At 44.1% G+C, this 22,137-nt stretch carries 17 protein-coding genes; 8 read left to right on the forward strand and 9 right to left on the reverse strand.

Annotated elements, in window-relative coordinates; all coding sequences use genetic code 11:
* The first annotated feature begins 52 nt into the window (after nt 1–52).
* Both C4F40_RS14080 and C4F40_RS14085 read left to right on the forward strand, forming a co-directional pair.
* Entirely contained in the window at nt 53–3,217 is a 3,165-nt protein-coding gene (locus C4F40_RS14080) for an efflux RND transporter permease subunit (protein WP_196940018.1), read from the forward strand.
* Nucleotides 3,210–4,673 carry an efflux transporter outer membrane subunit gene (locus C4F40_RS14085; RefSeq protein ID WP_231390070.1) on the forward strand — a complete coding sequence of 488 codons (1,464 nt, stop codon included), beginning with the start codon at nt 3,210–3,212 and terminating at the stop codon, nt 4,671–4,673. Before C4F40_RS14080 ends, C4F40_RS14085 begins: the two co-directional genes overlap by 8 nt.
* A gap of 46 nt (nt 4,674–4,719) precedes the next feature.
* Here the strand turns inward: C4F40_RS14085 and C4F40_RS14090 are convergent, their stop codons facing one another.
* The 7 genes from C4F40_RS14090 to nirB form a co-directional block, all read right to left on the reverse strand.
* A complete protein-coding gene (locus tag C4F40_RS14090) occupies nt 4,720–7,848 on the reverse strand; it encodes an efflux RND transporter permease subunit (protein WP_196940020.1) in 3,129 nt (1,042 codons plus the stop codon).
* 5 nt (nt 7,849–7,853) lie between these two features.
* Complete coding sequence (locus C4F40_RS14095; protein ID WP_196940021.1) at nt 7,854–8,957, reverse strand: efflux RND transporter periplasmic adaptor subunit; 1,104 nt, start codon at nt 8,955–8,957, stop codon at nt 7,854–7,856.
* Nucleotides 8,958–8,960: 3 nt separating this feature from the next.
* The gene (locus C4F40_RS14100) at nt 8,961–10,238 is read right to left on the reverse strand and encodes a TolC family protein (protein ID WP_196940022.1); all 1,278 of its coding nucleotides are present in this window, start codon (nt 10,236–10,238) and stop codon (nt 8,961–8,963) included.
* A gap of 535 nt (nt 10,239–10,773) precedes the next feature.
* Entirely contained in the window at nt 10,774–11,178 is a 405-nt protein-coding gene (locus C4F40_RS14105) for a hypothetical protein (RefSeq protein ID WP_196940023.1), read from the reverse strand.
* 12 nt (nt 11,179–11,190) lie between these two features.
* Nucleotides 11,191–12,012, reverse strand: coding sequence for a formate/nitrite transporter family protein (locus C4F40_RS14110; RefSeq protein WP_196940024.1), 822 nt, complete (start codon nt 12,010–12,012; stop codon nt 11,191–11,193).
* A 22-nt stretch (nt 12,013–12,034) separates the two neighbouring features.
* Nucleotides 12,035–12,382, reverse strand: a complete 348-nt coding sequence (nirD, locus tag C4F40_RS14115; RefSeq protein WP_196940025.1) for a nitrite reductase small subunit NirD — start codon at nt 12,380–12,382, stop codon at nt 12,035–12,037.
* A gap of 115 nt (nt 12,383–12,497) precedes the next feature.
* On the reverse strand, nt 12,498–15,023 hold the full coding sequence (gene nirB / locus C4F40_RS14120) for a nitrite reductase large subunit NirB (protein WP_196940026.1): 2,526 nt from the start codon (nt 15,021–15,023) through the stop codon (nt 12,498–12,500).
* Nucleotides 15,024–15,251: 228 nt separating this feature from the next.
* Between nirB and cobA the strand changes: the two genes are divergently transcribed.
* The 4 genes from cobA (at nt 15,252) to C4F40_RS14140 (ending at nt 19,678) form a co-directional block, all read left to right on the forward strand.
* Entirely contained in the window at nt 15,252–16,031 is a 780-nt protein-coding gene (cobA, locus tag C4F40_RS14125; RefSeq protein WP_196940027.1) for a uroporphyrinogen-III C-methyltransferase, read from the forward strand.
* 217 nt (nt 16,032–16,248) lie between these two features.
* Nucleotides 16,249–18,237, forward strand: a complete 1,989-nt coding sequence (gene dnaG, locus C4F40_RS14130; RefSeq protein WP_196940028.1) for a DNA primase — start codon at nt 16,249–16,251, stop codon at nt 18,235–18,237.
* Between the two features lie 24 nt (nt 18,238–18,261).
* Nucleotides 18,262–18,615, forward strand: coding sequence for a YraN family protein (locus tag C4F40_RS14135; RefSeq protein ID WP_196940029.1), 354 nt, complete (start codon nt 18,262–18,264; stop codon nt 18,613–18,615).
* A gap of 25 nt (nt 18,616–18,640) precedes the next feature.
* Nucleotides 18,641–19,678, forward strand: a complete 1,038-nt coding sequence (locus C4F40_RS14140) for a glutaminyl-peptide cyclotransferase (protein ID WP_196940030.1) — start codon at nt 18,641–18,643, stop codon at nt 19,676–19,678.
* A 109-nt stretch (nt 19,679–19,787) separates the two neighbouring features.
* Here C4F40_RS14140 and def read toward each other — a convergent pair whose 3' ends face one another.
* Nucleotides 19,788–20,777, reverse strand: coding sequence for a peptide deformylase (def, locus tag C4F40_RS14145; protein WP_231390071.1), 990 nt, complete (start codon nt 20,775–20,777; stop codon nt 19,788–19,790).
* An 18-nt stretch (nt 20,778–20,795) separates the two neighbouring features.
* On the reverse strand, nt 20,796–21,005 hold the full coding sequence (locus C4F40_RS21600) for a hypothetical protein (protein WP_231390072.1): 210 nt from the start codon (nt 21,003–21,005) through the stop codon (nt 20,796–20,798).
* A 209-nt stretch (nt 21,006–21,214) separates the two neighbouring features.
* Between C4F40_RS21600 and ruvX the strand changes: the two genes are divergently transcribed.
* Nucleotides 21,215–21,628: a Holliday junction resolvase RuvX gene (gene ruvX, locus C4F40_RS14150; protein WP_196940031.1), complete on the forward strand. Its 414-nt coding sequence runs from the start codon at nt 21,215–21,217 to the stop codon at nt 21,626–21,628.
* Between the two features lie 2 nt (nt 21,629–21,630).
* Nucleotides 21,631–22,065 carry an rRNA maturation RNase YbeY gene (gene ybeY / locus C4F40_RS14155; protein WP_196940032.1) on the forward strand — a complete coding sequence of 145 codons (435 nt, stop codon included), beginning with the start codon at nt 21,631–21,633 and terminating at the stop codon, nt 22,063–22,065.
* Nucleotides 22,066–22,137: the final 72 nt, after the last annotated feature.

The raw sequence follows: 22,137 nt of genomic DNA on the forward strand, positions 1-22,137 counted from the left end.
AATCAGCCGATCTGCAAATCCGCCGATCGGAAAATATGCTACGCAAATAATTATGTTGAAAACATTTATTAGCCGTCCGGTATTAGCTACCGTGATTTCTATCTTATTGGTTATTCTAGGCTTGGTGTCGATGAAATTACTGCCGGTCACACGTTTTCCGGAAATAGCGCCGCCCAGTGTGGTGGTTTCGCTGAGTTACCCCGGAGCAAACTCAGAAACTGTCGCCAAAAGTGTACTGCTTCCTATTGAGGAAGCAATCAATGGTGTGGAGGATATGACGTACATCCGATCTACGGCCTCTAACTCGGGATCAGGATCTGTCGTTGTTTTCTTTAAAACCGGCACGAATCCGGATATTGCATCCGTTAATGTGCAGACGCGCATCTCCCGGGCAATCAGTTCTATTCCCGCCGAAGTAAACGAAGCGGGCGTAACCGTCATGCCGCGACAGAGTGGTGTCATCATGACCATTAACTTGTATTCGGATCATCAGGATAGTTTATATGATGAAACCTTCTTGCAGGCCTATGCACAGATTAATCTCATGCGCCCCTTGCTTCGCGTAGACGGCGTTGCACAGGTGTCGCGCCTAGGGGCACGTGACTACGCCATGCGGCTGTGGCTCAACCCGGAAAAACTGGCCTTGTACAATTTAGTTCCTAAAGATGTGATGACCGCCATATCGGATCAGAACTTTGAAATTGCTCCCGGGAAATTTGGTGAAACATCAGATGAGGTATTTGAAACCGTGATTCGGCATAAGGGACGTTTTAGCCAGCCTGAGGAATTCGAAAATGTAGTAATAAAGACGAATGTAGATGGCTCCGTCTTATACCTCAAAGATATTGCCCGGATCGAATTTGGGGCAACTAACCTGAATTCGGATAACAAGGTGGACGGGTATCCAGGACTTACACTTAACCTAACACAAACGAGTGGATCCAATGCCCATGATATCGATTTGGCGGTACGTGCGCTTCTGGAACAACAGGCTAAGTCTTTTCCCGAAGGAATAAAGTACGACATCACCTATTCGGTGCGGGATCAGATTGATGAATCGATTAACCAGGTGAAGCACACGCTTTTTGAAGCCTTTATATTGGTATTTATTATTGTTTTTATCTTCCTTCAGGATCTGCGCTCCACGTTGATTCCGGCTATCGCTATTCCGGTCTCGCTCGTGGGAACATTTTTCTTCTTGCAGCTTTTTGGTTTTTCGCTCAACGTACTGACCATGTTTGCCTTGGTGCTGGCAATTGGTATCGTTGTAGATGATGCCATCGTCGTGGTCGAAGCGATCCATCAGAAGATGCATAGTACCGGATTAAAAGCCAAGGCCGCGACCTTAATCACCATGTCGGAAATTACAGGAGCGATATTGTCGATCACCTTGGTGATGGCGGCGGTGTTCTTGCCCGTCGGATTTATGGAGGGACCGGCCGGGGTATTTTATCGGCAATTTGCGTACACATTGGCTACGGCGATCCTAATATCAGCGCTTAATGCACTGACCTTAAGTCCGGCTTTATGCGCGCTACTACTCAAACCTCCGCATATGCATCCAGAGAATGAAGAGCTAAAGCAAAACAAATTCAACGCATTCAAATCAAGGTTTTTTACGGCCTTCAATACGTCCTTCGATCGGCTGACAGAGAGGTATATTAAAGGTGTGGGCTTCTTGATAAAAAACAACGCAATCGCTTGGGGCGGATTGCTTACTGTAACGCTCTTAGGAGCTTTCTTAATGATTCAATCGCCTAAGAGCTTTATTCCAACAGAAGACGATGGTTTTATTACCTATAACTTAGCCATGCCCCCAGGGGCATCACTCGCGCGAACAACCCAGGTGCTACGCCGGGCGGACAGCATCCTGCGCCAGCGCAAAGAGGTAGCAGGGATGACCACGGTATCCGGATTTAACGCGCTCGACGGGAGTTCGAGTGCAGCTTTTGCAGCTGGATATATCAATCTCTTCCCACATGCCGATCGTAAAGGAATCAGAAACATTAATGCATTCATGGACACGATAAGAAGTGATTTGGCACAATTGCACGAAGCAAAATTTACGGTATTCCCTAGACCTACTGTGCAGGGGTTTGGCGATTTTTCGGGAATTGAACTCGTATTACAGGATAGACTCGACGGCGATATTCGCGATTTCACCACTATCGCAGATACCTTTATTAATCAGCTGAACGAGTTACCGGAAATTGGAAATGCCTATACGAGTTTTAAAGCTAATTTCCCACAGTACACGGTGGATATTGATGCGGTAAAAGCAAAATCTTTGGGAGTAGATATCAGAGATCTGATGTCGACCATCCGTACGTATTTCGCCCGTGTCCAGGCTGGGGATTTCAGTCGCTTTGGCCGTCAATATAGGGTGTATGTGCAGGCTGATTTCGATTATCGGAAGGATCCAGAATCGTTTAATTCTATTTTTGTGCGCAGCAAATCTGGAGAGATGGTTCCGGTAAACACCTTGCTGTCCTTGGAGAAAGCAATTGGGCCAGAGACCATCACCCGTTACAACCTCTACAATGCCATTGCTGTAAATGCCGAACCTGCAGATGGATACAGTACTGGAGATGCGATGGAAGCGATTCAGCGTTTGGCAGACGAACAGCTGCCGGGAAATTATGGTTTCGAGTGGACGGGAATGAGCTTTGAAGAGAGCCAGTCGAGTTCGCAGACCATTTTGATATTTGCCCTCAGTATACTCTTTGTGTATTTTCTGCTGGCCGCACAATATGAAAGTTATATCCTGCCATGGGCGGTACTGTTATCCATCCCCGTCGGATTAATTGGTGTATATGCTACTATTGCATTGGTTGGACTGGAAAATAATATTTATGTACAGGTCGGATTGATTATGCTGATCGGACTGTTGGCTAAAAATGCCATCTTGATCGTCGAATTTGCCGTACAGGAACGAAATAAGGGAATGAGCATTGTAGAGGCTGCTATTTCGGGCGCCAAACTACGACTTCGCCCCATACTGATGACAAGTCTGGCTTTTGTTGCCGGATTGATTCCTTTAATGTGGACCGTTGGGCCATCTGCAATCGGTAATCATTCGATAAGCTTTAGCGCTGCCGGTGGGATGTTAATAGGCGTAATATTAGGTGTACTGATTATTCCTGTTCTGTTCGTTGTATTTAAAGGATTGGACGAAAAACTGAGTGACAAATTTAATACAGCGGATGATAATGAATAGGCGTAAAATAGAAGGCTGGGCCATACTGGCCCTCGTTGTGGTAACATTAGTGGCAAGCTGTAAGGTTGGGCAGCGGTATGTGCAGCCTGATCTCCACGTGCCTAATGCATTTCGGGGAGATACGGTACATGCCGCAACAGATACGGTACACACGGGAAGGGTACATTGGAATACATTTTTTAAAGATCCGACTCTAAAGAACTTAATCGATTCGGCACTAGTCCATAATAACGACCTGAAGGTGGCGTTGATAAATCTGGAAATTGCAAACCGGCAACTGCGGCAAAACCGAGCTAATTATCTGCCTAGTGTTGATGCTACGGTAGCGGGTGCAAATAGGCAGTGGCGCTCTTCGGAATTTAGCTCAGGTCCATCTTCTAAGTGGTATGATAAAATGCAGAAAGACGCGCCGCAGAATATGTTTATGTCTGTTTCGCAGTTTGGATCTGAAGTTAGTTTTAGCTGGGAACTGGATATATGGGGAAAGATCAGTAATCGGAATGACCAATTACTAGCGGAATACCTCGATACGTTTGAAGCGAAGAATGCCGTGCAAACGAGTATAATTGCGAACGTAGCCAAAGGTTATTTCAATCTGCTGATGCTGGATGCGAAGATTGAAGTCGCAAAGCGAAATGTGAGATTGAACGACAGTACCTTACGTATGATAGAACTGCAATACGAAGCAGGTGAAATCACTGCACTGGCGATCCAACAGACGGAGTCGCAGCGCTTATTGGCAGCTTCGTTGATCCCTCAGCTGGAAAAGGAAATCTTTGTACAGGAAAATGCCTTACGTATATTGGCGGGCCAAATGCCGGACTCCATCCCTCGGGACGATAGCGCTTCGCAAGTATTTGCTGAAGATATGACCTTTACCCTAGCATCGCCGGTGGAGGTTATACGTAACCGTCCAGATGTCCGTTCTGCCGAACTGCAGCTGGTCGCAGCTAACGCAAATGCAAACGTGGAGCAAGCAATGCGGTACCCTACATTGAGTATCGGCGGTTCCCTGGGCGTCAACGCCATGCTGCCTAAAAACTGGTTTAATATTCCCGGCGCATTGCTCGGGGGTATTGCAGGGGACATTACCACACCTATTTTTAGGAATAAGACACTTAAGCTACGCTATGAAACTGCTCGACTGGAGCGCGATAAAGTGGAAATAGGTCTACAACAAACGGTAGTTGAGGCTATTAATGAAGTGTCTAATGCGGTAGTGACAGTTGAAAAGCAACGGGAAGAGTTGGAATATGCGCGAAGAAGGGTCGAGAACTCCCAACTCGCTGTGCGCAATGCAACCTTGCTTTTTAAAGGTGGTTACGCCAGTTATTTGGAGGTTATTACCGCGCAGAGTAATGCCCTGAGCAGTGATCTGGATCTAGCGGAACTGCGGCAACAACATTTGCAGTCGCACGTGGATTTATACCGTGCACTCGGGGGTGGCTGGAGATAAGGATATCCCGCCATCCAGCGTTAACGCTAAACGACGGGAAGGAAAACTAAACTGTGCCGGAATTCCGCGACGGGGATGGGTTTGCTTTGGGATCTTTGCGGTAGGCCAGGTAAAATAAGACCGGCAGAATCGCAAAAGAGAGCACCAAACAGATGAGGAGTCCGCCGACAATCATGATCGCTAATGGCTTCTGGATTTCGGAACCCATTCCGTGCGACAGCGCAGCAGGTAATAGCCCCATGGACCCCAATAACGCAATCATAACCACGGGACGGATCCTGCTCTTAACACCCTCTTCTATAGATTTGACCAGTCCTATCTTTCGCTGCAGGTTGTGCTTCATGATGCCAATGAGCACGATACCGTCAATAGTTGCTACACCAAACAGGATGATGAATCCGATACCAGCGGATATGCCGAAGATTGTACCGGTGATCCAGAGTGAGAGAAAGCCGCCGATAAAGGCAAAGGGCAGGGTCACCGAAGCGATCATCGTATCTTTTACATTACCAAAATTGGCATAGAGCAGCAATAATATTAATATCAGGGAGACGGGCACGACGGTCATGAGCTGCTTGGTAGAGCGTTCTTTACTCTCAAATTCTCCCGCCCACACCATGTGGTTTTCTTTAGGCAGTTTCACCTCATTTGCCACCACGGCCTTGGCTTCGTCGATCGTACTGCCGAGGTCTCTTCCTTCAATACTGAATCCGATGCCGATATAGCGGCTATTGCCCTCGCGGTAGATAAATGCCGGTCCGGTTTTGTAACCGATCGTCGCAATTTCCTGTAGCGGTACGCTGTGATTGTTGCTGGTCGGAATCAGGATGTTGCCGATTTTTTCGGGAGAATCCCGGTACTGTTCTTCGAACCGAATAACTACATCGAACTGCCGGTCCTGTTCAAAGAACTTGGTGGCAGATTGTCCGCCAATCGTCATTTCGATCACGGCTTGCACATCGGCTGTTGATACGCCATATTTTGCCATCTTGGAATCGTGCAGCTGGATCCGGAGTTCGGGCAAACCGAGATTACGGTATACGTTGAGATCAGTTATACCGTCGACTTTTCCGATTGATGCTGCCACTTGGTCTGCATATTTTTCTAGATCACTGAGGTCTTCGCCGAATATTTTGATGACCAGCGCGCTCTTTACGCCAGCCACATATTCTTCAACATTATCTTGGATCGGCTGACTGAAACCAAAGGTGATACCGGGGTAGTGATTGAGCAGACCGCGGATCTCCTGCACAATCTCTGGCTTCGAGAGGCCACGCGACCATTCGCCCTCGTCTTGCAGCTGTACATTAAACTCAATATTGAAAAATCCGGTTGGATCGGTACCATCATTGGGCCGGCCGGTCTGTGTAAGGATGAAACTGATTTCGGATACACTGTCCAACAGTATATTTTTCATTTCCTGGGTTAGTTTTGTAGACTCTTCCAGGCTAATGCTGTTGGGCAAGGTGGCGCGTACGTAAATCGCGCCTTCATTCAATTTTGGCAAAAACTCAGATCCATAGTTCGAAAAACGTACGACACACAGGGCTAGTATGGCCAGAAAGATGGCAATGGTCGTCTTGCCGTGCCGAAAGGCATGGTGATATAGCCCATAGATGGTGCGATGAAAGAAGCGTGTAATGATATTTTCTTTTTCTTCGATATTTTTCGTGAAGAGCAGCTTACACATCGCCGGGACGTACGTAAGACTCAAGATCAGGGACCCCAATAAGGCGTAGCCTAGGGTGAAAGCCAATGGCGTAAACATTTTGCCCTCTACTTTTTGAAAGGAGAAAATCGGTAATAAGGCTACGATAAGAATGAGCAAGGCAAAGGAGATGTGCGAAGCTACACTATTGGTGCTTTTCTTGATGATACCCATCTTGCTCATCTTGGCAAAACGATCCGGACCGACGCGTTTTGAAGTGGCGGCTAAGGCGACGAATACCGTTTCAACAATGACTAGCGTACCTTCGAGCAACAGTCCAAAGTCAAGGGATCCCATCGATATCAGGTTGGCGGGTAATCCCTGGACACGCAACATGATAATGGCAAACAGGAAGGCCAGTGGGATTACGGAAGCGACAATCAAGGTAGACTTCCAGTTATATAAAAAGATAAAGACGATGAGCGAAACCAGCAGGATACCTTCTATCATATTTTTCGATACAGTCTTTATCGTATTGTCAACAAGTTTCGTGCGGTCGATGACAGGTTCGATCTTGACGTTATCGGGGAGGGTGCGTTCGTTGAGTTCGGTTATTTTAGTTTTTAACCGTTCCACCACATCCGAAGGGTTTTCTCCACGTAGCATCACGACGATACCTTGTACCAGATCATCTTGTTGGTTTAGGCCAACTTGGCCAAGGCGGGGCTTATGGGATATCTCAACCTCTGCCACATTTTTAATCAAGATAGGAGTCGACCCGTTAAGCTGTATGGTAATATTTTCGATATCTTCTAACTTGTCGAGTAGGCCCACACCCCGTACAACATAGGTTTGGTCGCCTTGCTGGATAATGTCTCCACCGACATTGATATTGGATTTGGAGACGGCTTCGTATACGTCTAACGGTGAAAGTGCGTAATTTTTCAGTTGCGTAGGGTTGATCTTTATTTCGTAGATCTTTTCTTCTCCACCGAAACTGATGACATCTGCAACACCCGCTACACCGAGTAACTCGCGTTCGATCACCCAATCCTGCAATGCAGTTACTTCCTTGATCGGAAGATCGCTTTGTATGACATAACGAAAAATTTCCCCGGTCGCACCTGAAGGCGGTTCGATGGAAGGCTCGGCACCTTCGGGGAGTTCAACCCCGGCGAGTTTATTAGAAACATACTGCTGCGCATAGAAATCTTCTACGCCGTCTTCAAATTGTACAGTAACGACGGATAACCCGAAAAGGGATACAGAGCGCACATCCGTCTTGCGCGGTATACTGTTCATGACCTTAGAGACAGGCAGAGTAACCAGTTTTTCGATCTCTTCGGCACTTCTGCCGGGCCACTGCGTAATGACGCGCGCGCGGGTATTGGTCACGTCGGGAAAAGCTTCGATCGGTGTGTGTATGTAGGCATATATCCCACCACTTAAGAGGGCAATCGTAGCCATGAGTACGAAGACCGCATTTTTCAAGGAGAATGAAACGATGCCCTTTACAAGTTTGTGCATAATACTTATCTGTTTAATTCGTCAAATATGAGAAGTGCGTTTGTACGCACTATTTTATTGTTTTCGGAGAAGTCTGTTTTGACAAAGGTGAATTCATCATTGCTTGCCACCGGGATCACTTCCTGTATGCTAAGGTCGCAATCGGCTTGATAACGCACCACATATTGCCTGTTGTTATTGAATACCAGTGCATTGTTGGGGATGGCATACGCATTTTCGGACTGGTTTTTATAAATAATGATATCTGCACCTAATCCGGGTATCAAATTAAGCTGTTTGTTTTCCAGCACGATCCGTGCTTTAAGTACGTGTTCGTCGTCGTCAAATACGTGGTATATCTTATCTACTTTTCCGGTATGCAGCTCATCGGGGTAGGCCATTGTTCTAACTTTCACCGGATCTCCCTCTTTGATGTACCGTAAATTGTTTGCGTAGATATTTACCATGACCCATACCTGCTTTAAGTTGGATATGGAAAACAGGGGGTCGCCGTCGGGCGTGATGGTTTGGCCGGCGCTAATTTTCTTCTGGACGATATATCCGTTTTTGGGGGCTACGAGATGGAAATTTCCGGTAGTACCATCCGCGCGATATAGGGCCAAGGTTTGGTTGATCTTGTCCAGCTCGATCTGGGTACTTTCAATGGAATGCTCCGTTTCCAGTATCTCCGGTGCGGAGGCCATACCATCGGAAAGGAGAATCTGCTTTGTCTCCAGCTGTTTCTTCAGGAGTACGAGCTGACTCTCGTGATACCGTTTTTGCTGGTACTGCTCTTGTACGTCGTTGGAACGGATCACAGCAAGCACCTTCCCGGCTTGCACATAATCGCCCAGTTCAAAGTTGACGCGTTCTACGCGGCCGTCTAACAGGCTTTTGAATGCGACAAAGTCGTTTTCGTTGTATTCGACTTTTCCGGTCAGCGTCAGGCTTTCCTGAATCGGCTGGTAGTGGACGCTATCGATTTGCGTGCTTTTCTTTAGTTGCTCGCTTATGCAAAAACCAGTGGCTTGTTCCGTGCATTCGGCGTCGCTGGGTTGCTGTGTTGTACAGGCACTAAATAGTTGGGTAACAACGGCGGCAGTTGTTAAAAAATATACTGTTTTTTTCATGGCTTAAAGGTCTTTACCGATGGTGTATTTTAATTCTTCAAAAGTTTGGTAATATTTTTCCTGTAATTGGAGAAATGCTTTTTGCGCGTCGACATAGCTTTCGGAAAAGTCGATGAATTCCATCAGGGTTACCTGTTGCGCGCGAAGATTTTTTGCGTAGTTTTCGAGGATCAGACTGAAGTTTTCGGTCAGTTCTGCGGGTTGCCCGTCTAAGGCGTTTTCGTACAGCCTTAACTGGCTAACCAGTTTTTCCAGCGTGTTGTCAAGGGCCATGCGGAGACCACTTCGTGCGGATTCTTCCTGTTGGATACGAAGCTTGGCTGCGCGGATGTTGCCCTGATTTTTGTTGAATAGCGGAAGATCCATACTGATGCCAAACCCTACAAAGTCGCGCATAATATTACCTCCACGGTCATAGCTAATCCCTATGTTCAGATCAGGGACACGGTTCGCTTCTTCAAGCTTAAGTTCAGATTGTGCAAGGGACTGGTTATTTTGTGCACGCTTGAGATCGAGGTGGTTGTTGTAGGCGAGCTCCTGTAGATTTGCCGGGATCAGGCTGGTGAGTTGTCCTTCCGTTCTTAAGGAGAGCGCGAGATCCTGCAAACGGAGATCGGGTAGATGGGTATAGCGTTTCAGTCTGTCTAGGTGTTCCAATTGTTCATCCTGCAGTGAAACGAGCTCTTCTTTCCACGATATTGTGGCGGATTGTATCCGAAAAAAGTCAGCCCTGTTGATCGTCTGTAGGTTAGCATGTCGCTCATACTGCTCACTCAGTTGGCTGAATTGGTCGACGAGCACGGCAACCTGCTGCTCCTGGGCCGTGACTTTTTGCAGGGCGTGGAACGTGTTACGAAGGTCGTACCGAAGATTGAGCAGCGTCTCTTCAAAATCGAGCTGGGCATCCGTTTTTTCCAATTGGGCAATGTGGACCCGTTTCTTGCGTTTGCCGGCCGTTTCAATGAGCTGTTCCAGATCAACTCCGAACTGTTGGCTCCTGCCGTAGCGACCAAAGAGCGGAGCGAGTTGTTCATGTGTCCGGTTGGACCAAAGATTGAGTTCGCTAATGGCAAGCGTGGGGTTTGGAAAGAGGCGCTGCTGCAAAATCTCCGCTTCAGCACGCTCAATCTCATACTTCGCGATGAGAAGCTCGTAGTTGGAGGCTAGAAATAAGCTTTCTAGGTCCGTAACAGTAAGCGTTTTTTTTACGGTAGCCTCCTGGGCATAAAGCAACGAGGATAGTAAAAATGTACAAAGGGCAAATATAAACTTGTGGGCCATATTGTTTGATATTGAATGGCTCAAAAGTACAGACCCTATATTAAGATGGGGTGTTAACTAGATTAGAGTTTGATTAGAAGGGAGGTGTGGGGATATTCAGAAGGTGTAAATTAAAATAGATGTTGCCCCAAATAACTGTTAGTGTATTTAGAGCAACGCTATAAGTATACGCTGTAAAGTTTGTTTTTCAGCAGAATTTTTTATCGTTCACTGCTTATTCTCCTTGATCTGCATCCGGATCTTCCAAAATAGCCATCAACAACAATAAATACCCTTTTTCTAGACCTAATTTTGCAGCTTTGTTTTCTAAAGTTTCCATAATGCTATTTTTTTGGTTGTTATTCTGTTAATTACTATTGGATATTCAAATATGATGCAACAACAGCAATAATGTAAAACTAATGGAATAATGGTTTTGTTTAAATTTTTAACTTATTGTAATTCAGTGTAATATTCCATTTATTGATGAGGTGTAGATGATCCGAGCATTTAAATGTATTGTACTTTTTTTAGGACAGTTGAGGGGTGCATGCTGTTAAAACTTGTATCCTACCCCGATACCCAATTTCCAGTTGCCATCCGCTGTGCTTGTTTTTGCGGAATAAAATGCGGGAAGCTGAATAACCAAATGTTTATAGCATCCCGTTAGACCAAATCCTAATGTCGGTGTGACCAGGGAATTGCTTGTAGCTCCCCCTTGAACTCGATCCTTTTTTATTTTTAAAGAGGGCAGTAATCCTGCCATTATACTTGTCTTTTTGACGACGTATTTAACAGCAGGACCTGTGCAATTAATGTATGCGCCCTCATCGGTATATCCTGCCACGAGTATACCCTCGAAAAGGGACGCTTGTAGTTTTGTGGTTTGTGCCTTTGCGTTTCTGGAAGGAAGTAAGAAAACTAAGCCGATTAAGATATAAATCCTGTATATAACGTTCATGAAGATCAGAATTTACTTTTTGTTTATTTCAGCTGTAAGAGAAGGATTCTCTTTACCATAAGTATAGTAAATGCCCATTCCGGTAAACAAAAGGCCTCCGATGATATTTCCTGCGGTAACGATAAGTTGGTTGTAAAACCACCAATCTGATAAGGATACATCGGCGCCAAGCATCATACCTGCTGGAATAACAAACATATTCACCACCGCATGCTCATATCCCAGTGCGAAGAAGATAAAAATAGGGATACCTGCGGCCAATATTTTTCCCAATGTGGATTTTGATGTCATGGACATGACGACGCCTATACATACCATCCAATTACACAGTATAGCCTTGACGAAAGCGGAAAACAGTCCTGCTGTGCCATGATGACCGTAACCGATGGTTTTGTTTTCGCTTATTTTAATAATTAATTGTTCCACTGCGCCCAATTCAGTGATTTGGCCGGTTTCGGTTGCAGCCGCCCAAAACATAACGGCGAATAATACGCTTCCCAATAGATTGCCTATGAATACCCAAAACAGATTTTTGTACATGGATACAGCGGTAATTTTTTTTTCAAAATAGGCCAATGGTACTAAGGAAAAGCTTCCTGTTACGAGTTCGAGACCCAGAATAACAATAATGACGAAACCGACGGGGAAAACGAAAGCGCCTATTAACGGGATGCTGGTCTGCGTGGTAGCGAGGAACGCCAAGGTAACCGAGATTGCCAATAGCGCGCCCGAAAGTGCCCCGCGGATGAGAAGATCTTTGACGGAAAGTTTTGACTTATTGATCGCTGTGGACATCATAATGGCCGCAACTTCTTTTGGGGTGATGTAATCCATGATGCTTGAGTTGAATAGATGATTAGTTTTCTACACCGATATATACCATTCCGTTTTCAATTTTTACAGGATAGGTTTTTATAGCGCACTCCTCGCCCGAAAGACATTCTCCGGTACGAAGGGAAAACGTCTTCTTGTGAAATGGACAGGCTACTTTGGGTTCTTCGCCAAGTGACCCGATCATGCCTCTGCTTAGGATCATTTGTCTTTTATGTGGACATTCATTTTGTGTAGCAAACCACTCATTCCTACGTGTAAAATAAAAAAGTGCTATTTGTTGGTTTTCATGTTTTATGCAAACGCCCCCGTTTTCTACTGCGTCATCAACATGACAGGCTGTTAGCCATTTGGTGTTGGTTAATGTTTCCATCGTATTTGTTTTAGTATATTTCCACTATAAATAAATTCTCAGTGGCCGAGAGTGGCCGATAAATTCACATTTTAGTCAACGCAATTAGAATTGCACTACGCAACTTTGTCTACGTTTAGGATGTGATCGACGGGATATTCCAGTCTGCTGCTTTTTTCTGTCCGCGCATTTCATCGAATCGGACAGAAGTGTCCCTTTCATCAGGCGCATTTACAAAATGGGAAAAACGCTTGCGAATATGCGGATTTTCGATTGCGGCCTTCCATTCGCAAGTGTACGCAAGTACCAGTTTTTCCATTTCCGCTTCCCATTGCTGGGCCATGCCCAAGCTATCATTCACAACGACATTACGTAAATAATCGATACCTCCGTCCATTTTGTTGAGCCAGGTGGCTGTACGGGTAAGCGGATCTGCGGTGCGGATATAAAACATAAGAAACCGGTCCAAATAGCGTATGCAGGTTTCACTGTCTATATCACTTGCCAGTAGTAGCGCGTGTTGCGGCTTGCTTCCGCCGTTGCCACATACATATAGATTCCAGCCTTTCTCGGTCGCGATGATGCCAAAATCTTTACTCTGGGCTTCAGCACATTCGCGGATACAGCCACTTACAGCAGATTTGAATTTGTGTGGTGCACGTATGCCACGATACCGTTCTTCGATCTGGATCGCAAAAGAAACACTATCATGTAATCCGAAACGGCACCAAGTACTGCCTACGCAGCTTTTTACGGTCCGTAAAGCCTTACCGTATGCATGGCCACTTTCGAATCCTGCTTCAATCAATTCTGCCCAGATAAACGGAAGGTCGTTTAAGTGTGCGCCAAACATGTCAATGCGTTGGCCACCGGTTATTTTTGTATACAATCCATATTTTTGCGCGACTTGCCCGATTACGATAAGCTTGTCGGGGTGGATTTCTCCTCCTGGAATACGCGGAACCACGGAATAGGTTCCGCCTTTTTGGATATTGGCCAAGAACCGGTCATTGCTGTCTTGGGCTGTATCGTTTCCTTTTTGGAGGATCATTTCATTCCATGTACTTGCTAATAACGAAGAGACAAGAGGTTTGCAGGTTTCGCAGCCATCTCCCTTTCCTAAGCTGTCTAGAATTTCGTCATATGTTTTGAGTTCGTGTATTTTGATCAGATCGTAAAGTTCTTGTCTGCTCAATTGAAAATGCTCACAGATCACATTTCGAATATATTTCCCCTGTTGTTTTAAGGTCATGGTCACCAAATCTTTGACCATTGGCACACATCCGCCGCAACCCGAACCGGCTTTGTTGCATTTCTTAACGGCATCGGCGTTTTCACAGTTTTGTTCGGTTACTGCGTGGCAGATTTGTGCTTTTGTTATTCCCTCGCAGCTACATATTAATGCATCATCAGGTAAGGCTGCGATACCCGTCGATGCGTTTTGTCCTGAGGAGCTACGCTCACCAAATACCAGATCTTCTGGGTTTTCGGGAAGCACCAAATGGTTGTTCACCGTTTGCAATAGCATATTATAGCTATTCGCTTCGCCGATCAGCATACCACCGAGTAGGTATTTGCCATCGGGACTCAAATTAAGACGTTTATATACGCCTTTATTTTTGTCTTCAAATACGATGGTTCGTGCGTAGGGCTCTTCGATGAACGGATCTCCAAAGCTGGCCACGTCTACCCCGATAAGCTTCAGCTTCGTGCTCATGTCAAAACCTTTGAACGATTTGTTGCCCTCGCAGATTGTTGTTGCCGCAACCTCGGCCATTTCATAGCCCGGTGCTACTAGTCCGTAGATCATTTCTTCGAACAACGCACATTCGCCAATTGCAAAGATGTTGGGTTCGCTGGTTTGCATGTGTTTGTTGACGATAATACCGCCGCGGGGACCAACCAGTATCCCACTTTTTAATGCCAGTTCATCGCGGGGTCGTATACCCGCTGAGATCACGAGTATGTCTGTCTCTAGTACACTTCCGTCGGTAAAATGAAGGCTTTGTATTTTGGTATCCCCTTCGATAAAGGCAGTCGCCTTATTCAAGAGTGCTTCTAATCCGAGTTGTTGTAATTTCTGTTGGAGAACCGTGCTAGCGGCGTGATCTATTTGTCGTGGCATCAAACGCGGAGCAAACTCGACGACATTGGTTTTTGAAATGCCTAGATCCATTAAGGCCTTTGCTGCTTCCAAACCTAATAAACCGCCACCTATGACGGTTCCTTTTTGTGTCGTATTGACATATGCTTTAATTAAATCGAGATCCTCAATGGTGCGGTACACAAAAACACCTTCTTTTTCAATGCCTGGTATATTGGGCACAAATGCGGAAGAACCGGTGGCAAAAATTAGGTAATCATAGCTTAATTGAATCCCTCTTCCTGATTCCACGTATTGTTTGGTAATATCCAGGTGAACAATGGGATCATTAAGATGGAGTGTGATGTTTTTTGATGAATACCAGTCCTCGGAAGACATGTATAATTCCTCCAGAGGCTTTTTGTTGATGTAATCGCTGAGATGTACCCGGTCATAAGCTCTATATGGCTCATCACTGAATATAATTAATCTAAAATCCGCTGATTTTTCAAGTAGTTTTTCGCAAAACTTATTCCCAACCATCCCGTTTCCTATTATAATTATCGTTTTTGTAGCCATAATCGAATTTTTTTGTTTTTGTAATCGATATTTGTATTGTTTTCATTGTAAAATTAAATATTTTTTGGATATATCAAACATTTTTTATGATTTTTATCATATATTTTGATATTTTTGATATGTTTTTTGATTGTAAATATGAATTTATGTCATATTTTATTGTTTAAAATAGTTTTTAGATATAAATCAACTCTTATTCATTATTTTTTAAATAAAATTTTATAAATTATGGCTTTTAATGCTAAAATTTTGAAAAATATTCTTTATTTGGTGGGTGCAGGTCCTGGGGATCCTGATCTTTTGACGATGAAAGCATATAAGATCCTTAAAAAAGCAGATGTAGTGCTTTTTGATCACCTAGTTGATGCCGAGATACTCGAAATTGTTCCTGATTCGTGCTTAAAAGTATATGTCGGTAAGGAACCATATGCTGATTTTACGCCACAGGAGGATATTCACACACGCATTGCGCAATACTGTCAAGAATATGGACATGTCGTACGACTTAAGGGAGGAGATCCGTATATATATGGACGTGGTTTTGAGGAGTTACTTTTTGCCGAAAAATTAGGTATAGAAGTGCAGTATGTGCCAGGTATAAGTAGTATGCAAGGAGCGGGGTTCCATCATATTCCATTAACACATCGAGGAGTAAGTGATGGTGTATGGACGCTCACAGGGACAAAAAAAGATGGACGGCTTTCGTCAGATCTCCAATTGGCAATACAAAGTAATTCTACTGTAGTAATATATATGGGAATGAAGAAATTGGACGAGATTGCGCGTACCTATGTGATGTGTGGAAAAGGTGATACACCTGCCGCAATACTACAACATGTAACCTTGCCCGCTCAGCGGGAGGTGGTGTGCAAGGTAGGGGATTTGTTGAAAGCATCAAGAGATAACGGCTTGTCGCATCCAGCTATTATTGTAATTGGCGAAGTTGTGAGGCTACATGCAGCGAATAGCTGTGATATCCTGAGTAACCGTCAGTATAAGGTGTATTAACGGGTAGAGGGGTAACGTATTGACGATATGTGTTAAATTAGGATTATTGGCGACCGGGTTTTTTGCTTAAGGTTAGTGAAAGAGATTTTTCATTCGTATCTTGCGGCTTGTACAATCCAAGGATTAACAAGGTAGTTTTTTTCGGAGCTGAGGGATGATATACGTGATGGTGCCCAGCTGGAAAAAATAGTTGATGTTCAATAAAGGAGAATAAAACTTGATTGCAAAAGAAACGATAGATAAGGTACTGGATACGGCCCGCATAGAAGAAGTCGTCGGTGATTTTGTGGAGTTAAAGAAACGGGGTACTTCGCTCATCGGTAACTGTCCATTCCATAATGAGAAAACGCCTTCTTTCCACGTCTCGGTAGCTAAAGGTATCTACAAATGCTTTGGTTGTGGTGTGGGAGGAGACTCTTTAAAGTTTGTGATGGAATTGGAGAAGTATTCTTATCCAGAAGCAATACGCTATCTAGCGAATAAGTATCACATTGAGATCGCGGAGATAGAGCGGTCTCCTGCCCAACTGGCGGCTCAGGACAAACGTGAAAGTCTGTACGTGTTGAGTCAATGGGCGGGGAAATTTTTCAAGGAACAACTTTGGAATACGGATATCGGAAATTCGATCGGATTGTCTTATTTCAAAGAACGGGGGTACCGCGAAGATATCATCAAGAAATTTGATTTGGGATATTCTCCGGATGTGTGGACGGCATTAGTAGAAGAAGCCAAGAAAAGTGGTTTTCAAGAGGGATATCTTACCGAAATCGGGCTTGCTATCGAGCGTGATGACAAGAGTCTGTACGACCGTTTTAGGGGGCGGGTGATATTTCCCATTCATAACCTTACTGGCCGGATTATCGGATTTGGTGGGCGGACACTTAAGACCGAAAAGTCTGTTCCGAAATATGTCAATTCACCTGAGAGTGACATCTACCGCAAATCGGATGTATTGTATGGGCTTAGTTTTGCGAAAAAAGCAATTTTAGATCATGATACCTGCTATCTGGTAGAGGGTTATGCTGATGTGATTTCGATGCACCAAGCAGGTGTAGAAAATGTAGTTTCGTCTTCGGGAACTTCTTTGACCACAGGTCAGATCAAGTTGATTTCGCGGTTTACAAAAAATGTCATTATTCTATATGACGGCGACGCTGCGGGTATAAAAGCTTCATTGCGGGGTACAGATATGCTACTGGAAGAGGGACTGAATGTTAAAGTACTCCTCTTTCCAGATGGAAATGATCCGGATTCGTATGTGCAGACCTTTGGTTCTGCGGCGTTTAAGGAGTATGTCGCAACCAATCAGCAGGACTTTATTTTTTATAAAACAAATATTCTTTTAAAGGATGCCAATAACGATCCAATAAAGCGTGCCGAGGTTATCCACGAAGTGGTAGAGAGTATTGCGTTGATTCCAGACGAAATTAAAGTCTCTGTTTTTATCCGTCAGTGTAGTAGTTTATTGGATATTGAGGAGCGTGTTTTATTAAGTGAATTAAATAAGATTCGCGTTAATAAAGCGAAAGCACTGGAAAAGAAACGTGAATCTGCTTCCCAGTCTTCGGCAGCTAGCCCTTATCCCGGAGATATGCCCCCGCCTGATTTCTTTTTGACTGAGACAGAGCGAGCGAACGCGGGGTTGTCAGAAACGGACACTCAGGCGAAGATTACCCCTGAGATATTGCAAGAACGGGAGGTGGTGCGTATATTGTTAAACTACGGCAGAGAGATGGCGGCATGGGAAGGCGACGGGGAGGTGCCGATAGCCCCTTATCTGCTGGGAAATATTGATGATGTGTCTTTTGATGACAAACCCAGTGCTATTATTGTGGAAGAATTTAAGAAGCAAGCGGAGAATTTTGAAATTCCCGAGGCGAAGTTTTTCTTCTCGCACACGGATAAAGAGGTGTCGGATTTAGCGATCGGTTGTATCGCCAGTCAATATGAGATTAGTCCGAACTGGAACAACGATAAAAATAAAATACATGTTCCCGAAGAGATTGAAAACCTAAAGCAACTGGTAACCGAGACGATATATCGGATTAAAAAACGTAAATTCGAAAAGGAAATGTATAAGATACGCGAAGAATTAAAGAAAGAACAGTCCGAAGATGATTTGCAGATTCTACTACATAAGTATTCCAAGTTAAAAGAAGCCGAGAAAATGTTAGGGCAGCTGCTTGGGAATACGATCGTGAAATAAGTGCTATAGATCGTTAAATTTGTTATGGCTAAACATTTAGATGCTGGAATTTGGGGGGAACAGCAGGCCGTTAGGTGTCTGCGGGAACGTGGATACGAGATCGTGTGTGTGAATTGGCGCTATAAGCACCTGGAAGTGGATGTGATTGCCAAAGACGAAGGTGTTTTAGTGTTTGTAGAGGTGAAGAGCCGTAACGATTGCCGGTTTGGTGAGCCCAAAGAATTCGTTGATTATAGAAAACAACGAAATCTTATCCGCTTAGCGGATGCTTATATCAGCTATACCAAATATCAAGGAGAGATTCGATTTGATATCGTATCTGTTTTTTTGAAGGAACGTAAAATTGAGTTAATTAAAGATGCTTTTTGGAGCAATTAGATGGTGAAATTAAGATTTTAGTTAGATGTGTAATAAATCGATTCGGACTGTTGTCCTTGCGCTTGCATTGGTGGTAGGAGGGTGTAAAACCCAAAAAGGAAAATTAGAATTTGTGATGCCTGAATCTGGCCAAAAGGTACTGTTGGGTGAACAGGTTAAGTTGAAACTCAACTTTTCAGAAGCTGCTATAGATTCGGTTATCTATTCGGTCGATGGCAACATTTTGGAGCGAAAGAAAGATACTTCGGGTGTGGTTTTGGATACGCAGCGGGTAGGATTGGGAGATCGTTCCATTACTGCAAAAGTATACGTGGCTGGTAAAGAAGATATCGCGTACAGCAATGTGACCGTCATACCTCCATCGGCCAAAAATTACGGTTTTGAAGTGGTAAATGTCTTTCCTCATGATGATAAGGCCTTTACACAGGGCTTGCAATATGAGGGTGGAATATTATACGAAACTACGGGTCGTACCGGAGAGTCTTCTCTGCGTAAGGTCGATCTTCAGACCGGAAAAGTGACAAAGATTGTCCCGATCGGCGATGAATATTTCGGAGAAGGGATGACTATAGCCGGAGATAAAATTGTGGTATTGACATGGCAAGAAAATGTCGGTTTCTTTTACAATAAAAACACATTTGAGAAAACGGGGTCCTTTAGTTACGGGAATAGTAAAGAAGGTTGGGGGCTAACGTATGATGGACAGCGATTGATCAAATCGGATGGTTCACATCTACTTTACTTTTTGGATCCTACGACTGGGAAAGAAACAGGTTCTATCGGCGTATATGATGAAAATGGGGCAGTTGATAACCTAAATGAATTGGAATATATTGATGGGAAGGTGTATGCAAATGTATACCAACAGGAGATTATAGTTGTTATTAATCCAGAAACGGGCGCTGTGGAAAGCAGGATCAACCTCGTGGGAATGAATACCGAAAACAGACAGCCCGTAGACAACGAATTAAATGGGATAGCATACGATGCCGTAGGGAAGCGACTTTTTGTAACAGGCAAACTGTGGTCGAAGTTGTATGAGATCAAGACGGTAGAAAGGTAATTTAGGAGTTAGGTACTAGAAATTAGGAGTTAGAAATTAGGTGTTAGAAATTAGGTGTTAGGAGTTAGAAAAGAAATCGAACTCCTAAAGCCTGCTGTCTAACTCCTAGTTATGGTAAAATGCTTTCTGCTTCTATAGAGAAATTGATCTTATCCTGTAACGGAATACGTTCTTTTTTTGCTTGTTCTTCCAATCTATCAGGGTATAGGATACCGTAGAGATGGTCTACTTCGTGTTGAAAAATCACGGACGTAAATCCCTCGACATTTTCTTCTATTATATTCCCTTTTTTATCCAGATACTGCAATCGTATGGCGTAACTACGCTGGACGTTCTCTTTTCTGTCGGGGATAGATAAACAGCCCTCTGCTCCCTCGCGTGTCAATTTGGAGCGCCAGATAATCTTGGGATTGATATAGAATTCAAACGGCTTGTCGTCTTTGTCAAAGCGCTGTACCCATATCACATTTTTATTGATCCCGACTTGGGGTGCTGCAATCCCGACGCCCGGATGAGTCGAATCTTGTACGGTCAGTAACATCCTGCGGGCCAGCGTTTCCAAAAGCGGAGCGTCGTATTTTATATCCGTAGATGACGCTTGTAATACGGCGAGTTCGTTTTCGTTTGTAATCTGGTATACACGAAATTTTGTTGTGGTATCATCCGATAAGATGAGCGCAGATTCTGTTTCGTTAAAATTTTTTGCATTAGCTTTATTCACGGGTCTTTCGTTTTTAGGGCCAATATATTTTTTTTCTCCAGCGAAGATAGCGATTGCCAGCGTATTTTCGGCAGACGGTTGCGGGCAGCGGTACCCCGAACTGTACGCACAGTATGGATTATACGCTCGGTTAAAATCAATCGTTATGCTGCCGTTCTTTATGTTCGATGCATCGAGCTCAAGGTATCTCCCGCCTTCATACGTCTGGTCGCCATTGGTGTCGTCCAAAAATGGTAGAAATAGGTAGTTTTTGTATGTGGGGTTCTTAAATAAGTCGACACTCTGGTAAATAGTAAGGGTATGGGCTTGGTTGTCAATGGTGAAGTGTAACAGCGAATGCCTTTTGTAAAGGTTGCTCGTGCCATCATAAGTAGGCATGCGAAAAGTGGGCTCAGCTTATAATAGTTCCAACTGAGCAACGACAACATATTTAGTATTCGCGGGATAGTAATCTAAATATTGGATGTTCTCTTTGCGAAGCGGGCCAAAATCATCTTTGAGAAACGCTTTTTTTTGCTGATTGCGGTAGTCCGCTAATGTGTTATATGTTTGCCCGAATCCCAAAATAGGAATTAAGCAGCAGATAAAAGTGTAAGCTATTTTCATTAACCGGTAGATTATATACCAAATTTATAGATTTTTATCTTCATTTGGTAATTGTACTTTTGTAAAAAAAAAGCATGGCTGGCGGTCGTACCAATAAGTGTGTAAAGATCCTTAACGTAACAACGACATTGGCAGCGAACCGTGGAAACGTATGTGTACATCGCAAAATGCATACGATGTCAATAAATTAACATTTTCAAGATATAAGAATGCGTATAATGGCTTTTGATTACGGTACGAAACGTATCGGGATAGCAGTAACCGACCCATTGCAGATTATTGCTACGGCGTTGACCACCGTGCATCCCGAAGAAATTTGGTCGTTTATCGACAACTACCTTCAGGGAGAAACGGTGGCGACCTTTGTGGTAGGTAAGCCTTTGCAGATGGACGGTTCTGATTCGGAATCTGCACAGCATGTATTGGGTTTTGTGCGGAAATTAAAAAAGACTTATCCGCAGATTCCGGTAGCCGAAATAGATGAACGGTTTACCTCAAAGATGGCCTCTGCTGCCATCGCACAGAGTGGCAAGAAAAAAAGTAAAAGACAAGAAAAGGGATTGGTGGATACTGTTTCGGCAACGATAATCCTGCAATCCTATATGCAAAAAAAAGAACTTTAGATATGGCACTTAAAGATATTTCATTTTTCTCCGAGGATATTGATTTTACGATCAAGGAGAAGCAAAAAGTACGCGAATGGATCGGAACAACAACCAAAAATGAGGGGTTCAAACGAATTTCAGAATTGAATTTTATTTTCTGCTCCGACGAATATCTCCTGGATATCAATAAGCAGTATCTTAATCATGATACCTATACCGATATTGTAACTTTCGATTCTTCAGAAGATGAAGACGTCATTGCGGGCGATATATTTATTTCTGTCGATCGTATACGCGAGAATGCCGGGAAATTCGAAGTAACAGATCGGGATGAATTGCACCGCGTTATTATTCACGGTGTGTTGCATCTTTGCGGTTATCACGACAAGAAAAAGGAAGATCGGGAACGCATGACGGAAAAGGAAAACGAATATCTTACGAAAAGAGGATTTTAAGAGTATCAAAACATTGTTACAGGCGGCGTAGTTTGATTTCGGAGGGGATTCTTTATTTTAGAAATCGTTCTA

The organism is Sphingobacterium pedocola (genome assembly GCF_015209965.1).
GTDB classification, from domain to species: Bacteria; Bacteroidota; Bacteroidia; order Sphingobacteriales; family Sphingobacteriaceae; genus Sphingobacterium; species Sphingobacterium pedocola.

What these genes read in the sequence shown, in the direction of transcription:
- ruvX (WP_196940031.1), top strand. Translation starts at nt 21,215, where the DNA reads ATGCGTATAATGGCTTTTGATTACGGTACGAAACGTATCGGGATAGCA.
- C4F40_RS14090 (WP_196940020.1), bottom strand. Translation starts at nt 7,848, where the DNA reads ATGCACAAACTTGTAAAGGGCATCGTTTCATTCTCCTTGAAAAATGCG.
- def (WP_231390071.1), bottom strand. Translation starts at nt 20,777, where the DNA reads ATGCCTACTTATGATGGCACGAGCAACCTTTACAAAAGGCATTCGCTG.
- C4F40_RS14100 (WP_196940022.1), bottom strand. Translation starts at nt 10,238, where the DNA reads ATGGCCCACAAGTTTATATTTGCCCTTTGTACATTTTTACTATCCTCG.
- C4F40_RS14110 (WP_196940024.1), bottom strand. Translation starts at nt 12,012, where the DNA reads ATGGATTACATCACCCCAAAAGAAGTTGCGGCCATTATGATGTCCACA.
- C4F40_RS14140 (WP_196940030.1), top strand. Translation starts at nt 18,641, where the DNA reads ATGTGTAATAAATCGATTCGGACTGTTGTCCTTGCGCTTGCATTGGTG.
- ybeY (WP_196940032.1), top strand. Translation starts at nt 21,631, where the DNA reads ATGGCACTTAAAGATATTTCATTTTTCTCCGAGGATATTGATTTTACG.
- C4F40_RS14080 (WP_196940018.1), top strand. Translation starts at nt 53, where the DNA reads ATGTTGAAAACATTTATTAGCCGTCCGGTATTAGCTACCGTGATTTCT.
- C4F40_RS21600 (WP_231390072.1), bottom strand. Translation starts at nt 21,005, where the DNA reads ATGAAAATAGCTTACACTTTTATCTGCTGCTTAATTCCTATTTTGGGA.
- cobA (WP_196940027.1), top strand. Translation starts at nt 15,252, where the DNA reads ATGGCTTTTAATGCTAAAATTTTGAAAAATATTCTTTATTTGGTGGGT.
- C4F40_RS14135 (WP_196940029.1), top strand. Translation starts at nt 18,262, where the DNA reads ATGGCTAAACATTTAGATGCTGGAATTTGGGGGGAACAGCAGGCCGTT.
- C4F40_RS14095 (WP_196940021.1), bottom strand. Translation starts at nt 8,957, where the DNA reads ATGAAAAAAACAGTATATTTTTTAACAACTGCCGCCGTTGTTACCCAA.
- nirD (WP_196940025.1), bottom strand. Translation starts at nt 12,382, where the DNA reads ATGGAAACATTAACCAACACCAAATGGCTAACAGCCTGTCATGTTGAT.
- nirB (WP_196940026.1), bottom strand. Translation starts at nt 15,023, where the DNA reads ATGGCTACAAAAACGATAATTATAATAGGAAACGGGATGGTTGGGAAT.
- C4F40_RS14105 (WP_196940023.1), bottom strand. Translation starts at nt 11,178, where the DNA reads ATGAACGTTATATACAGGATTTATATCTTAATCGGCTTAGTTTTCTTA.
- C4F40_RS14085 (WP_231390070.1), top strand. Translation starts at nt 3,210, where the DNA reads ATGAATAGGCGTAAAATAGAAGGCTGGGCCATACTGGCCCTCGTTGTG.